This window comes from Plantibacter sp. T3 (assembly GCF_902506515.1).
In the GTDB taxonomy this organism is placed as follows: domain Bacteria; phylum Actinomycetota; class Actinomycetes; order Actinomycetales; family Microbacteriaceae; genus Plantibacter; species Plantibacter auratus.
The window spans coordinates 2,639,919-2,654,230 of the sequence record NZ_LR733286.1 but is presented as its reverse complement, the minus strand read 5'-3'; the positions used below and the strand labels follow the sequence as shown (position 1 = coordinate 2,654,230).

Genomic DNA, 14,312 nt, shown 5'->3' with positions numbered 1-14,312 from the left:
CGGCCGGCGGCCCGTGTCTAGGCTACTGGCTCCGTCCCCGTTCCCGCTCATCAGCGCGCGCCGGGCGTGGGCGATCCACGGCTCACCACCAGGCGAGGACGAAGAGTGCGGTCCAGCCGGCCGTCGCCGCCCACAGCAGTGAGAGGGCGGCGATCCGCAGCCGCGATCCACGGTGGGCCCCTTGCCAGACGGGCACCAGCCCGAGGCAACTCACGAGGAGGGCGATGGAGAGCCACGGCAAGGCGGCGGGCACCCCGACGAGAGCGATCGCCGGACTCGAGGCAGCCGCACGGACGAGCACGACGGCTCCGCCGATCGCCCACGTCGCTCCGAACACCGGAGCGATCCCCAGCAGGAGACCGTCCTGGACCGGCTGGCGCCGAAGCGCCTGGGTGATCAACCGGTAGCCCCACGCCACGGACCATCCGATGGCCACGAGCCCGAACAGGATGGGCAGCACCAGTAGCAGCCACCCGCCACCGGTGTCCGACGAGGTCTGCTCGGCCCATCGCGGGCTCGCCGCGACATCGGCTCGATCGACGACGGCGACGGCCGCGTCGTCGGCGTCGCAGAGCGCCGCCCGATAGCTCGCCGGATCGCTGAGCCACGCGCGCACCGCGACCCGCGCGCACGCACTGCTGACCGATGGGACGGCTCCCGACCCGGGGAAGACCGCCACGAGAGCGTCCGCCGTGCCGTCGGCGACGGGGACGACGAGGGCGGCGGCCTGTTCCGGGGCGCCGAGCACGAAGACCGACGTCCCGATCGCTCCCGGCGGCGGCGTCGCACCCACGGCGAACGAGGAGCAGGCGGCGGCCGCGACGTCCTCCAGCAACGTCGGCGTGGTGACCTCCGCGTCCGAGCGTTCGATCGCCCCAGGCCAGCCGGTCGTCGAACACCCGAGCACACGGTCGAGGATGCCACCGGAGTCGGCCAGCTGGGCGATCGCATCGTTCGCCACGGGATCCAGCACCGTGCTGTCGCCGTCCGCGACGGAGCTCAGGAGCACCGGGAGTGCCGCCTGGGCGGTGGGTTCGGACAACGCGTGTGAGGCGACCGCCAAGAGCGCGTCGCCACCGAGGGTGATCGGGCGCGGTCCGGAGGTGCGGTGCGGTTCGGCGATGAGCTCATCGGTGGCGGCGGTGAGGATCCCGGCCGAACGTGCGACCTCGGTCGGCGCGGTGTCCGGGGTCGCGGACTCCGGTTGCTCAGCGGCGGCGGCCTGTGGTGCCGCCGGCGGGGACGGAACGGGACCCTGCGGCTCCTCGCCGCGCGCACGGACGACGGCCAGGGCGGCCGCCACACCGCCCGCGGAGACGATCCCGGGTGCACCCAGGTCGGGGCCGTCGAGGACGACACCGTCGACACCACCCGGATCGACGTCGGACGCCGCGAGGGCCACGCCGGCCGACGAGCCCACGGCCAGGATCGTCCACCGGTCGTAACCGAGCTGCTGCCGGAGGTCACGGAGGTCGGCCGCCGCAGGCGCGACGCCGAAGTCGCTCGGCACGACGCCGTCCTCCTGCCAGGCCGCGGTGCAGGAGGCGAAGGCCGCGCCGACCGCGGCGACGCGGGTTGCACGGTCCCCATCAGCGCCGAGCGAGGCGCGGATGGCCGCGGTCGCCGGCGCACAGTCGAGCGACGGCGTGGCGTCGCGACCGCCCCGGCGTTCGACGAACACCACGTCGCGGTCGGAGGCCAGCCCGCCCTCGACCGCGAGCTGCTGGATGTCGAGCGTCGAGAGCGCCGACCCGCCGGCGAGGTAGACGAGCGGCGGTCGCCCTGTCTCGAGGGCGGCCGGTACGAGCACGTACGGCAGGGTCGCCTCCGCCGAGTCCGGCACCGCGCGCGACAGGGGCACCGTCAACACGCCGCAGCGGGAACCACCGGGGACCGCGGTGACGCACTCGGCCGCGCTGACCTCCGCGGCGACCATCGGCGCTGCACCGGCGGGCGACGCCGGCATGAGGAGGAGTCCGAGGGCGAGGGCCGCGACGGCACCTCGTCCGACGGCGATCGGTCGCCTCCGTGGACGGTCGATCCTGTGCATGTTCCCCCCGCTCGAGCTTCATCGCTCGGCCCATCCTGGCGGATCACACCACGCCTGCGGAAGAGGGCTGACCCGCAATCCGCTTGCGTTGCGACCCGGGTGGCTCAGTCCTCGGCAGCCTCGTCGGCGTCCCACTTCGCGCTGTTGGCGCGCAGTCGCTCGAGCGCGTGCGAGGCCTCCGCAGCCGTCTCGAATGGACCGACGCGGTCGACGACACTCGACTCGAAGCCGAACTCGACCTGACCGGTCTTCGTGTTGTACCAGTACTGCTCGGATGGTTCCTTCGCCACGGCGCGTCTCCCCTGCTCGGTTAGGCTTGATCCTATGCCTTTCGACACCGCAGGTCACCTGATCCCCGGTCGCGTCGGCCGCCCCCGATCGGTGCCGGAGACGATCGTCCGCCCCGAGTACGTCGGCCGCGCCGCACCGGCCACCGACACCCGGGGCGACCTGTATTCGGCTGAGGAGATCGAACGCATCCGGATCGCCGGGACCATCGCCGCCGATGCGATCCAGGCCGTCGGCGCGGCGGTCCGCCCCGGGGTGACCACCGATGAACTGGACGCCATCGGACACGCGTTCGTCATCGGTGCGGGCGCTTATCCGTCGACGCTCGGGTACCGCGGCTACCCCAAGTCGATCTGCAGTTCGGTCAACGAGGTCGTCTGCCACGGCATCCCCGACGACACCGCTTTGCGCGAAGGCGATCTCGTCAACATCGACATCACCGCCTACCTCGACGGGGTGCACGGCGACAGCAACGTGACCTTCCTCGTCGGCGACGTCGCAGACGACACGCGTCTCCTCGTCGAGCGCACCCGGGAAGCCCTCAACCGCGGTATCAAGGCCGTCGCCCCCGGCCGGCAGATCAACGTCATCGGTCGTGCGATCGAGTCCTACGCGAAGCGGTTCGGGTACGGCGTCGTCCGCGACTTCACGGGCCACGGCGTCGGCCGGTCCTTCCACTCGGGGCTGATCGTCCCCCACTACGACGCCGCGCCGCTGTACGACACGGTGATGGAGCCGGGCATGGTGTTCACGATCGAGCCGATGCTCACGATCGGATCCCAGGACTGGGAGCAGTGGGACGACGACTGGACGGTCACGACCCGCGACCGGTCGTTGACCGCGCAGTTCGAGCACACGCTCGTCGTCACCGAACGCGGGGCCGAGGTCTTGACCCTTCCGAGCACGATCGACACCGCCGCAGCGCCCGCGGCGCTCTAGGCTGGACGCATGACGAACGCAGCTCCCCGGTCCGCCGTCGGCATCGATATCGGAGGGACCGGCATCAAAGGTGCGGTCGTCGATCTCACGACGGGTGCCCTCCTCACCGATCGGGTGAAGATCCCCACGCCGAAGGGTGGCGAGCCGAAGGACATCGTCGTGACGGTGCGGGAGGTGCTCGAGCAGCTGTCCCCGGCCTCCGACGGGCTCCCGCTCGGCGTCTGCTTCCCCGCGATCGTCCGCAACGGCCGGACGATGTCCGCGGCGAACGTCTCCGACGCCTGGATCGGCCTCGAAGCCGAGCAGCTGTTCGAGCAGGGCCTCGGGCGGGAGATCACCTTCGTGAACGACGCCGACGCGGCCGGGTACGCCGAGACCGAGTTCGGGGCAGCCAAGGGCGCAAGCGGTCTCACGATCCTGACGACCCTCGGCACCGGCATCGGCACGGCGCTCATCTACAACCGCACGTTGATCCCGAACGCCGAACTCGGGCACCTGGAGATCGACGGCAAAGACGCCGAGACGCGGGCGTCCTACGCGGTCAAGGAGCGCGAGGACCTGAGCTGGGAGAAGTGGGCCAAGCGCCTCCAGAAGTACTACGAGCGCCTCGAGTTCCTCTTCTCGCCCGATCAGTTCGTGGTGGGCGGCGGCGTGTCCAAGCACGCGGACCACTTCCTGCCGCTCCTGAAGCTCGACACCCCGATCATCCCCGCCGTGCACCGGAACAACGCGGGCATCCTCGGCGCAGCCGCGCTCGCCGCCGGCCCCGCCGAACGCATCGCCTGAGCACTGCGGGGCGCGCTGCGGCGGTGCCGTGCTGAGGTGTGAACGGGTCGACCGGTACGCCGGGTTCTGTCCCACGCTCTCGCGTTTGGACGGCCATCTCTCTCGGGACGACGTTGCCGCCGCCCTCTAGCGGTCTACCCGGGAACTTGGCGAGCAGCCTCAGCGTTCCCTGTTGACCTTGCTCCGGACGAGGTTTACCGAGCCGACCGGGTCACCCCGGTCGCTGGTGGGCTCTTACCCCACCGTTTCACCCTGACCGTGGTCGCCCACGGCGGTCTGTTCTCTGTGGCACTGTCTCGCGGGTCACCCCGGGTGGGTGTTACCCACCGCCCTGCTCTGTGGAGCCCGGACGTTCCTCGGCACCGACACCCGGAGGTCTCGGTGACGCGACCGTCTAGCCGGCCCGTTCACGGAGACGAGTCTACCGGCCCGTGACAGCGGCCGCGGACCGCCGGTGTCGTAGAGCCAGCGTCCGGCTCAGATGAGGCCGGACTCGTCCGTCCGGACGACGATCGCGGCGCACTCCGGGCACTGCACGACCTCTTCGGACGGTGCGGCGCGGACGGCCTGGAGGTCGTTGCCGGTGAGCGACATCTTGCATGCTCCGCAGGTGCCGGCGCGGAACAGTGCTGCACCGATACCGCCGCGGGCGCGGCGCTGGTCGTAGAGGGCCAGGAGGTCGGCGGGGATGCCGGGTGCGAGTGACTCGCGGTCGGCGGTGAGTCGGGCCCGTTCGGCCTCGAGTTCGACGAGTGCGGCGTCGCGCTTGGCGACGACCTCGTCGAGGAGTTCCTGGAGTCCGGCGCGCTCGGCGTCGACCTGGGCGACGGCGTCCTCCGCGGCCTCCACCCGCTCCATGACGTTCAGCTGGATCTCCTCGAGGTTGTTCTGCCGGTTCTGCAACGAGGTGATCTCGCTCTGCAGCGCTTCGACGTCCTTGACGGAGGTCGACGACTGGAGGCGGTCGGCGTCGCGCTTCATGCGGGCCGCGACGACGGCGACGTCGGACTCGATGCGCCCGAGCTCGGTCTGTGCGTCGTCGCGGACGCCAACCCGCTCCAGGCGACGGAGGCGGACGGTCTCGATCTCGGCCTGGAGCTGCGCGATGCGCGCGGCCTCGGGGAGGTTCGCCGCGCGGTGGGCGGTGCGCTGCACGCCGGTGTCGATGCTCTGCAGGGTGAGCAACGTCTTCTGGTCTGCTGGGCTGGCTTTCACGTCTGTTCCAAACTCTCGACTCATCACCCTACCGGCCGCGCCGACTACTGGGTGACGACGAAGTCCCACGGGTCGGTACGCAGCTCGCTGACCCGGACGTCGAGTCCAGGGAGCTCTCGTCGGAGCGCGTCGGCGGCCCCCTCCAGCCACAGCCACTCGCTCGCCCAGTGGGAGACGTCGACGAGCGCCGGCCCGCCGCCGAGGAGCGCCTGTTCCCGGGCCTCGGATGCCGGGTGATGGCGGAGGTCGGCTGTGATGTACACGTCGGCCGCGCGGACCGCGGGGTGGGACAGGAGCGAGTCCCCCGCTCCCCCGCAGAGCGCGATCCTCCGGACGGCCTGGTCGTAGTCGCCGGAGGCACGGACCCCGGTGGCGGTCGCCGGCAGGATCTCGGCGAGGGCACGTGCGATCGCGCCGAGCGTCGTCTCCTCCGGGAGGTCGCCGACCCGGCCCAGCCCGGTCAGGCCGTCGGCGGCAGGGACGATCGGAGCCGGGTCGTGCAGGCCGAGCCGCTGCGCGAGGACGTCCGAGGTCCCGTCGACGACGACGTCGGCGTTGGTGTGTGCGGCGATGAGTCCGGCGCCGCCACGGATCAGGCGCGTGATGAGCGACCCCTTGTAGCGGTCACCCGCCACGGTCGTGACACCGCGCATCAGCAGCGGGTGATGGACCAGCAGCAGGCCGTCGGGGCGCTCGAGCACCTCGTCGACGGTCACGCCGACCGCGTCGACCGCGAGGACCACATGCCCGACCGGCTGGTCCGGGTCGCCGACGAGGAGCCCCGGGGCGTCCCAGTCCTCGGCTCCGGACAGTGGCCAGAGGCGCTCGACGACCGTGTTGACCTCACGCAGGGTTCTCATCACCCGGCAATCCTAACCAGGCACCCGCGAGCACGCTCAGGGGCGCAGGACGAGCATGATCGCGAGGGCGATCATGACGGCCGCGATCGCGACGTCGAGGATGCGCCAGGCCACGGGCTTCGCGAAGACCCCGCGGAGCAACCGAGCGCCGTACCCCAGAGCGGTGAACCACAGGATGCTCCCGAGGACCGCGCCGGCGGCGAACCACCACCGCCCCACCTCCCCGTGCGTGTTCGCGATCGAGCCGAGGAGGAGGACGGTATCGAGGTACACGTGGGGGTTCAGCCAGGTGAGGCCGATGACGGTGAGCACCGCCGCCCTGAGTGAGAGGCCGTTGCCACCGCGGTCGGCGGCGAGACCGGACGGGGCGAGCGCACGGCGTGCGGCCAGCAGACCGTAGCCGAGCAGGAAGGCCGCGCCGGCCCAACGGAGGACGACGAGGACCACGGGGAACCGCTCCACGACGAAGCCGATGCCGCTGACCCCGGCGATGATGAGCACCGCGTCGGAGAGTGCGCACACGAGGACGACCGGCAGGACGTGCTCGCGCCGGATGCCCTGCCGGAGGACGAAGGCGTTCTGGGCGCCGATGGCCACGATGAGTGAGAGGCCGAGGCCGAGGCCCGCGATCGCGGCCTGCAGTGCGGAGGTCATCCTCCGACCGTAGGAGGCGCAGTGTGATGAATCCAGTTCAATATTCTGATGAATCGTAAGATCCTCTTATGATGGATTTCCACTTCGAGCAACTGCGGGCCTTCGTCGCCGCCGTCGATCACGGCACCTTCGAGTCGGCCGCCCGAGAACTGATGGTCACGCCGTCGGCGATCAGCCAACGTATCAAGGCTCTCGAGCAGAGCGTCGGACGGGTCCTCCTGCTCCGGACCAAACCGATCACCATCACGGCGTCAGGTGAGATCGTGCTCCGCCTCGGTCGCGCGGTGCACCTGCTCGGTCACGACGCGGCGCTGGAGTTGCACGCCGACGACCCGCTCACGCCGGCCACCCCGGCGGTGATCCCGATCGTCGTGAACGCGGACTCCCTCGCCACCTGGCTGCTGCCGGTGCTGGCGGACGTCGCCGCCCGGGAGTCGGTCGTCTTCGACCTCGCTCGCGAGGACCAGGACCATTCGACGGAGCTCCTCCGTGCGGGCAGCGTCATGGCCGCGGTCACCTCGAACGCCGAGCCCGTCCAGGGGTGCACGGTGCGGCTCCTCGGTCGGATGCGTTACCGACCGATGGCGTCACCCGCGTTCGCGACGCGCTGGTTCGAGGACGGTGCGACCGCTCAGGCGCTCACGGCAGCGCCCGTCGTCGTGTTCGACCGGAAGGACGATCTCCAGGACGCCTACCTCCGACGACGTGGCGTCGACCCCGCCACCCCGCCGCGACACCATGTTCCGGCCTCGGCGGACTTCGCGACCGCCGTCGGCCTCGGTCTCGGCTGGGGCATGCTCCCGGACGCGCAGTCCGACGCGCCGCTGCGCAGGGGCGAACTCGTCGTGCTCGACGAGACCGGCGGCGTCGACGTCCCGTTGTTCTGGCAGCAGTGGCGACTCCACTCCCGACTGCTCGAGCTCGTCACGACGGCGGTGGTCGACGCGGCCCGATCCTCGCTGCACTGAACGACTGCCGAGAGGTCCCGGAGAAGGTGCACCGGGCACCCACGACGGTGCAAGGATGGAGCAATGGATATCGCGTACACAGCAGTTGCCCATGCCACCGGAGGCGGACGAGACGGACACGTCCGCAGTGAGGACGACCTCCTCGACTTCGACACCCGTCCCCCGAAGGAACTCGGCGGCAGCGGCGAGGGCACCAACCCCGAGCAGTTGTTCGCCGCCGGCTTCGCCGCGTGCTTCCTCAGCGCCCTCCACGCAGTCGGGCGCACCGCGAAGCTCGACACGAAGGACGCCGAGGTGTCGGCCAGCGTCGGCATCGGATCGAACGGTGAGGGCGGCTTCGGCCTGGCCGTCGAGCTCGACGTCTACGTGCCGAACGTGACGCACGATGAAGCCCAGCAGCTGGCCGACCAGGCGCACCAGGTGTGCCCGTACTCGAACGCCACACGCGGCAACATCGACGTGACGGTGTCGATCGTCGACTGACGAAGCTCCCGCCCGCAAGGGCTGTCGATCGTCGTGTCCGCCGGTTACGCTGGCGGGCACGACGATCGAGAGGAAGCATCATGTCTGATTTCGGGGCGGTCGAAGGCATCCGTGACGAGGGCGCCGCAGCCATGCTGCCCGGGCTCCCGGACGCCGTGGTCGAGGACGAGTCGCTGGATGACGACGCGCCCGCCGAGGACGCAGCAGACGAATCCGGTATGGGTCTCGCCGGCTCAGGGACCTGACGCGCGGATCGAGCTCAGCGCAACATCGACGCGGCGATGACGCCGACGATGCCGAGTTGCAGCGCGAGCACGATGCCGATCGTGATGAACAGCGTGCTCCAGAGGACGATGTTCCCCAGGAGGACGCCCACGAAGGCCCCGAACCGTCCGCGCGGTCGAGCCGTCGGCCGCGCCACCTGAATCCGCTCGGTCTGCGCGACCCGGGGCGTGGACAGGGTGAAGAGATTCGGGCTGGTGTCCAGGTGCGTGGTCATGTCACCAGTGTCCGTCGACACCCGTGGGCGGCACATCGGACGCCGGGGCGATCATCTCCCTCGCGGCGTCATCCTCTGAGCTGACCTTCCTCCGCCCGTGGGACCGTCGACCGTCCGCCGATCGGCGTGCCGGTCACACCCGTGTGAGTCGGATCCCCCAGGACAGCGACCACCGCTCGTCGGGGTCCAACCACCGGAGTCCGGTCCCGCTGTTCAGCGCATCGGCGGGAGCCGTCATGGGCTCGATGGCGATGGCCTGCGTCGGTCCGTCTGCCGCCGGGAAGTTCTTCGGCGTGTAGACCTGGACGAACCGGAAGTCGTCGTCCGCCCAGAGTTCGACGGTGTCGCCGTCCGGTGAGGTGAGCCGGTGTCGGACGGCACCGTCGACCTGCTGGACCGAACCCAGGCCGACATCGATCGAGAGGTCGCCCACGCGAGCACCCGAGCGCAGGTCGTACGGGGTCCCGTCGACGGGATGTGAGGCGACCGGTATGCGCTGCTCGTCCGTCTCGAACCAGGTGTCGGCGGCCACCGTCACGGTGAGGTCGGCGGTCGGTACGTCGCCGAGCGCCAGGTAGGGGTGGGCGCCGACGGCGACCGGCGTGGGGCGACTCGACCGGTTCACGATGGTGTGGGTCACCCGCAGGCCGTCATCGTCCAACGTGTAGGCGACCGAGGTGTCCAGGCGGAACGGGTAGCCGTGCTGCGGGAACACCGAGGCGAGCAGGGTCACCGCGTGATCGGTGTGATCCCCCGCCCGGTATCCCGTGTTGCGCAGGAGACCATGGGAGGCGTTCCCGGTCGCCGCCTCGGTGACGTCGAGCTGCTGAGGTTCACCGTCGAGCGTCCACCGGGCATCCCGGACGCGGTTGGGCCACGGCACGAGCACCATCCCGCACCCCATCGGGGCGACGACGTCCTCACCGAAGGACTGCACAAGGGTGCGTCCGCCGACCGTCAGTTCGCGCAGTCCGGCGGCGAGTTCGGTGACCGTCGCTCGGACCTCGCCCCGCGGACCGGCGTGGTGGAGACGGTACTGGGTTCCAGAAGCAGCGGGCATGCCGCCAAGCCTACGACGGACGTCCGCCAGGCGGGGTGGAGCCGTATGAAGCCGTCCACCGGTGGACGGCCTCGGCGATCCGGATCAGCCCGAGTTCGAGCTCGGCGAAGCCGGAGCTCAAGGGTGCGACCCCGATGCGGAGACCGTCCGGGTGCCGGAAGTCGGGGATCACGCCCGCATTCCAGAGCAGCGGGGTGATCTCGCGGAACGACGGGTGACCGAGCGTCACATGTCCACCGCGACGTGCCGCGTCACGAGGGGTCATCACCCTGACACCGGAGGCCGCGAGGTGCTCATCGGCCCAGGAGATCGCGAACGTGGTGAGCGCCACGGACTTGGCCCGGATAGCGGCGACACCGGCGGACTCGATGAGCGTCAGCGAGTCCTCGAGCGGCAGCATGCCGACGATCGGTGGTGTCCCGCTGAGGAACCGGCGCATCCCGACGGCCGGCTGATAGGCGTCGGCCATGGCGAAGACGTCGGCGGCGCCCATCCACCCCTGGATGGGCTGGAGGAGCCGGTCCTGATGGCGCGTCGCGACGTAGGCGAACGCAGGGGCACCGGGCCCGCCGCCGAGGTACTTGTAGGAGCAGCCCACCGCGAGGTCCACGCCCCACTCGTCGAGCTCGATCGGGACCGCACCGGCGGAGTGGCACAGGTCCCAGAGGACGAGTGCTCCAGCATGATGCGAGATCGCGGTCAGCTCCTCGACGTCGAGCAGGGCTCCGGACCGGTAGTCGACCTGGCTGAGCACGACGAGTGCGGTCTGCTCGTGGACCACCTCGCGCAGCTGGTGCGCGGCGACACCGTGGACCGGGTCGGCGTCGATCCAACGGACGCGCAGACCGCGTTCAGCGGCGATCCCCTCGATCACGAAGCGGTCCGTCGGGAAGTTCCCCGCATCGATCACGAGCTCGTCGCGCCCAGCGGCCCCTCCGGCGGACGACGTCGCGCCGACCGCCGCGCGGATCAGCTTGTAGAGCAGCACGGTCGTCGAATCGGCGACGACCGTCTGGCCGGGTGCGGCACCGAGCACGACCGATCCCAGGCGGTCGCCGAGCGTCAGCGGGAGCTCGAACCAGCGGTCGTCCCACGACCGGATGAGCCTCGTCCCCCATTCGTCCGCGATGAACGATTGCAGCCGCTCCGCCGTGGCCCGCAACGGCCGCCCCAGGGAGTTCCCGTCGAGGTAGGCGACGACGCCCTCGGCCGGGACGAACGCCGAGCGGTGTTCCGCGAGCGGGTCGGCCTCGTCGAGGACGCGTGCGTCCTGGCGGGCGGACGTGGTGGGGGCTGGGGCGTCGACCATCCTGCGACGGTAACCGCCACCGGTGCGCGCCGCAAGGAAGCGGACGGGACCCGGCTTGCTAGCGTTGCCGCATGCCCACCCTCCTGCACCTCGACTCCTCCGCCGATCTCGACACCTCCCGGTCCCGCCGGCTCTCGCAGGCCGTCGCGGACGCCTGGTAGACCGCCGACCCCACGGGCGTCGTCGTCCGTCGCGACCTGCACCTGGATCCGGTCCCCCACCTCGCCGACGCGAGTCTCCACTGGGCGCCGGCCGACCGCCGCCCCGGCGCGAACCCGCCCGCCGAGGCCGAGACGCTCCAGCGCGTCCTGCTCGACGAGCTGCTCGGCGCCGACATCGTCGTGATCGGCGCGCCGCTGTACAACTTCTCGATCCCGTCGTCGCTCAAAGCATGGATCGACCACATCCACGTGCCTGGTGTCACGTCCGCGGACACGGGAGCGCTCACCGGCCGGCCGGTCGTCATCGCCACCAGCCGCGGGATCGCCTACGACGCGGGCAGCCCCACCGAGGGCTGGGATCACGAGGTGCCGGCGCTGCGGACGCTGTTCGGCGGAGCGCTCGGCATGGACGTCCACGTCATCACGACGAGTCTGACCCTCGCCGACCGTGATCCGGCGCTCGCAGCGCAGCTCGAACGGAGCGAGCAGGAGTTCGCCGAGGCCCTCCGGCTGGCGTCCGAGACGGGACTGCGGCTGGCCGTCTCGACGGCCTGAACGCCGAGACGGCTGGCGGACTGCGGATCCGACCCGTCTGATCCGGGCAGTGCTCCGAACTCCTGTCGAGCCACGATCAGGGAGTAGCACATGCCATCGAAGCACCAGACCGGCACCACACGGGGCGGACGACGTCTCGTCTGGTTCGCAGCAGCACTGTCCGGCATTGTCGCAGCAGCGGTGTTCCTCGCGATCGCCGAGCTGGCGGCGCTGTTGTTCGCCCGCGGCAGCAGTCCCCTCCTCACCGTCGGATCGTTCGTCATCGACATCGTCCCGCGGTGGGCGAAGGAGTTCGCGATCGAGACCTTCGGTGGCAACGACAAGATCTTCCTCCTCGTGAGCCTCGGGGTCGCCGTCGTGGTCGCCGCGGCGATCGCCGGGGTCCTGCAGCAGATCCGTCCACCGCTCGGTGTCGTGGTCCTCATCGCGGCCGGCGTCTTCGCCGGCGCGACGACCGTCACCCGCGCCGGTGCCACCCCGCTCGCCGTCGTCCCCGTGATCCTCGGTCTGGCGGCCGGTGTCGTGATCCTCATCCTCCTGAGTCGTCGCCTGCCGAAGCGGGCCGCGAACGGCTCGGACGAGGAGCGCGCGGCGTTCGACCGCCGAGGCTTCTTCCGTGTGGCGGGCATCGCGGCGGCCGGTGCCGTCGTCGTCGGCGTGGGCGCACGCCTCGTGAACGTCACCACCTCGTCGATCACGGCCGTCCGCGACGCCCTCAAGCTCCCGGCGCCGAAGTCGACCGTCACGATCCCCGACGGAGCCGAGGCGGACGTCGACGGCCTCAGCCCGCTCTTCACGCCGAACGACAAGTTCTACCGCGTCGACACCGCGCTGACCGTGCCGACGGTCGACCCGGCCACCTGGACGCTCACGATCGACGGCATGGTCGGCGAGCAGGTGCAGATCACCTTCGAGGAGCTCCTCGCCATGGGTCTCGACGAATACGTCATCACCATGACCTGCGTCTCGAACGAGGTGGGCGGCAACCTCCTGGGCAACGCGAAATGGCTCGGTATCCCCGTGCGTGACGTCCTCAAGCGGGCGATGCCCGACTCGAAGGCCGACATGGTCCTGTCCACGAGCGTCGACGGGTTCACGGCGAGCACGCCGCTCGAGTCGCTCACCGACCCGAACCTCGACGCGATCCTCGCCGTGGCGATGAACGGCGAGCCGCTGCCGCTCGAGCACGGCTTCCCCGTTCGCATGGTCGTCCCGGGCCTCTACGGGTACGTGTCGGCGACCAAGTGGCTGACGAAGCTGACGGTCACGACCTTCGACAAGGACGAGGCCTACTGGACCCCGCGCGGCTACGACGCGAAGGCGCCGATCAAACTCTCCTCGCGGATCGACACGCCTCGCATCGACAAGCAGCTGCCGGCCGGACCGGCGAAGATCGCGGGTGTCGCCTGGGCGCAGACGGTGGGGATCGCCAAGGTCGAGGTCAGCATCGACAACGGCGACTGGCAGAGCGTCAACCTCACGACCGCCATCAACGACGACACCTGGGTGCAGTGGTGGATGGACTGGGAGGCGACCGCCGGCACGCACTACGTCGCCGTCCGCGCGACCGACAAGGCCGGGAACCTCCAGATCGAGGAGCAGGCGCCGATCGCTCCCAACGGATCCTCCGGCTGGCAGCGGACGCTCGTCCGCGTCGGCTGACCGACCCGCGGCTGACCGACCCGCGGCTGACCGGTGCCGGTCAGCCCTGGGTGTCGACCGGCTGCAGCTGGGCGATCTTCGGTTCGCGGCCGTCACCGGAGGAACGTCCGGTCAGGCGGCGCCCGATCCAGGGAAGCACGTGCTCGCGGTAGTAGGCCGCGGTGCGACGTTGACGCGGACCGGGCGGCGCCGCAGCGACGTCGTCGATCCCCCACTCCTCCGGGACCGGCACGTCGAGCGCCGTCAGCACGTTGCTCGCCACCCGGGCATGGCCGAGGGCGTTGAGGTGCAGGCGGTCCACCGACCAGTACCGGAGGTCGGCGAGCGTCCGATCGGCCCAGTTGTCGACGAAGGTCACCCCGTCACGCGGATACCGCACCCGCACGGCCTGGGCCAGCTGCTCGCCGCGGCGGGCGAGGAGCGATCCCATCGGGATGTGAGCGGAAGGGTTCGCCCCGCTCAACAGCAGCACGTGGGCTCCCCCGACACGTAGACCATCGACCGCACCGTCCAAGCGGTCGGCGACGCCGTCGATCGACACCCGCGGGCGCATGATGTCGTTGCCGCCGCCGTTGAAGCTGACGAGGTCCGGACCCATCGCGATCGCTCGGTCGAGTTGTTCGTCGAGGATCGGCAGGAGCTTCCGCCCGCGGATGGCGAGGTTCGCGTAGCTGACGGTCTCCGTGGACGCCCGGGCGAGGCCGAGGGCCACGAAGTCGGCCCACCCGCGAAGGGTGCCGTCCTCCCGGAGATCCCCGTAGCCCTCACTGAAGCTGTCGCCGATGGCCACGTACCGTCTGAACCCGTGCTGCGTCATACCTGC

The 14,312-nt window shown here is 70.6% G+C and carries 15 protein-coding genes, 1 other RNA gene and 1 pseudogene; 7 read left to right on the top strand and 10 right to left on the bottom strand.

Annotation, left to right across the window (positions count from 1 at the left end; genetic code table 11):
- Positions 1-82: 82 nt before the first annotated feature.
- The gene (locus GV015_RS12680) at positions 83-2,050 is read right to left on the bottom strand and encodes a hypothetical protein (protein WP_159878707.1); all 1,968 of its coding nucleotides are present in this window, start codon (positions 2,048-2,050) and stop codon (positions 83-85) included.
- 104 nt (positions 2,051-2,154) lie between these two features.
- Entirely contained in the window at positions 2,155-2,340 is a 186-nt protein-coding gene (locus tag GV015_RS12675) for a hypothetical protein (protein ID WP_064293764.1), read from the bottom strand.
- A gap of 34 nt (positions 2,341-2,374) precedes the next feature.
- Here GV015_RS12675 and map point away from each other — a divergent pair, with 34 nt between their 5' ends.
- Positions 2,375-3,277, top strand: a complete 903-nt coding sequence (gene map / locus GV015_RS12670) for a type I methionyl aminopeptidase (RefSeq protein WP_159878705.1) — start codon at positions 2,375-2,377, stop codon at positions 3,275-3,277.
- A gap of 9 nt (positions 3,278-3,286) precedes the next feature.
- Positions 3,287-4,063 carry a polyphosphate--glucose phosphotransferase gene (gene ppgK / locus GV015_RS12665; protein WP_085510829.1) on the top strand — a complete coding sequence of 259 codons (777 nt, stop codon included), beginning with the start codon at positions 3,287-3,289 and terminating at the stop codon, positions 4,061-4,063.
- 39 nt (positions 4,064-4,102) lie between these two features.
- Here ppgK and rnpB read toward each other — a convergent pair.
- The 4 genes from rnpB to GV015_RS12645 form a co-directional block, all read right to left on the bottom strand.
- Positions 4,103-4,469, bottom strand: an RNA gene (rnpB, locus tag GV015_RS12660) — RNase P RNA component class A.
- 71 nt (positions 4,470-4,540) lie between these two features.
- Complete coding sequence (locus tag GV015_RS12655) at positions 4,541-5,278, bottom strand: zinc ribbon domain-containing protein (protein ID WP_159878703.1); 738 nt, start codon at positions 5,276-5,278, stop codon at positions 4,541-4,543.
- Between the two features lie 44 nt (positions 5,279-5,322).
- A complete protein-coding gene (locus GV015_RS12650; RefSeq protein WP_159878701.1) occupies positions 5,323-6,138 on the bottom strand; it encodes a Nif3-like dinuclear metal center hexameric protein in 816 nt (271 codons plus the stop codon).
- 36 nt (positions 6,139-6,174) lie between these two features.
- Positions 6,175-6,792, bottom strand: a complete 618-nt coding sequence (locus GV015_RS12645; protein WP_159878699.1) for a LysE/ArgO family amino acid transporter — start codon at positions 6,790-6,792, stop codon at positions 6,175-6,177.
- Positions 6,793-6,863: 71 nt separating this feature from the next.
- On the opposite strand from GV015_RS12645, the gene GV015_RS12640 reads away from it, so the two are divergent.
- The 3 genes from GV015_RS12640 (at position 6,864) to GV015_RS12630 (ending at position 8,488) form a co-directional block, all read left to right on the top strand.
- Positions 6,864-7,760 (top strand): ArgP/LysG family DNA-binding transcriptional regulator, encoded by an 897-nt coding sequence (locus GV015_RS12640; RefSeq protein WP_371416568.1) that lies wholly within the window; start codon positions 6,864-6,866, stop codon positions 7,758-7,760.
- A gap of 63 nt (positions 7,761-7,823) precedes the next feature.
- Positions 7,824-8,243, top strand: coding sequence for an organic hydroperoxide resistance protein (locus GV015_RS12635; RefSeq protein ID WP_064293757.1), 420 nt, complete (start codon positions 7,824-7,826; stop codon positions 8,241-8,243).
- A gap of 80 nt (positions 8,244-8,323) precedes the next feature.
- Complete coding sequence (locus GV015_RS12630; protein WP_159878695.1) at positions 8,324-8,488, top strand: hypothetical protein; 165 nt, start codon at positions 8,324-8,326, stop codon at positions 8,486-8,488.
- Positions 8,489-8,502: 14 nt separating this feature from the next.
- Here the strand turns inward: GV015_RS12630 and GV015_RS12625 are convergent, their stop codons facing one another.
- The 3 genes from GV015_RS12625 to GV015_RS12615 form a co-directional block, all read right to left on the bottom strand.
- Positions 8,503-8,742: a hypothetical protein gene (locus GV015_RS12625; protein WP_159878693.1), complete on the bottom strand. Its 240-nt coding sequence runs from the start codon at positions 8,740-8,742 to the stop codon at positions 8,503-8,505.
- A gap of 133 nt (positions 8,743-8,875) precedes the next feature.
- Positions 8,876-9,802, bottom strand: coding sequence for an aldose 1-epimerase family protein (locus GV015_RS12620; protein ID WP_159878691.1), 927 nt, complete (start codon positions 9,800-9,802; stop codon positions 8,876-8,878).
- Positions 9,803-9,812: 10 nt separating this feature from the next.
- On the bottom strand, positions 9,813-11,111 hold the full coding sequence (locus GV015_RS12615) for a kynureninase (protein ID WP_159878689.1): 1,299 nt from the start codon (positions 11,109-11,111) through the stop codon (positions 9,813-9,815).
- A 188-nt stretch (positions 11,112-11,299) separates the two neighbouring features.
- Here GV015_RS12615 and GV015_RS12610 point away from each other — a divergent pair.
- Positions 11,300-11,827: pseudogene (locus GV015_RS12610) on the top strand (FMN-dependent NADH-azoreductase); the annotation flags it as partial.
- A 90-nt stretch (positions 11,828-11,917) separates the two neighbouring features.
- Positions 11,918-13,489: a molybdopterin-dependent oxidoreductase gene (locus tag GV015_RS12605; RefSeq protein WP_159878687.1), complete on the top strand. Its 1,572-nt coding sequence runs from the start codon at positions 11,918-11,920 to the stop codon at positions 13,487-13,489.
- 40 nt (positions 13,490-13,529) lie between these two features.
- On the opposite strand, the gene GV015_RS12600 is transcribed toward GV015_RS12605, so the two are convergent.
- Positions 13,530-14,306, bottom strand: coding sequence for an SGNH/GDSL hydrolase family protein (locus tag GV015_RS12600; RefSeq protein ID WP_159878685.1), 777 nt, complete (start codon positions 14,304-14,306; stop codon positions 13,530-13,532).
- Between the last annotated feature and the right edge of the window lie 6 nt (positions 14,307-14,312).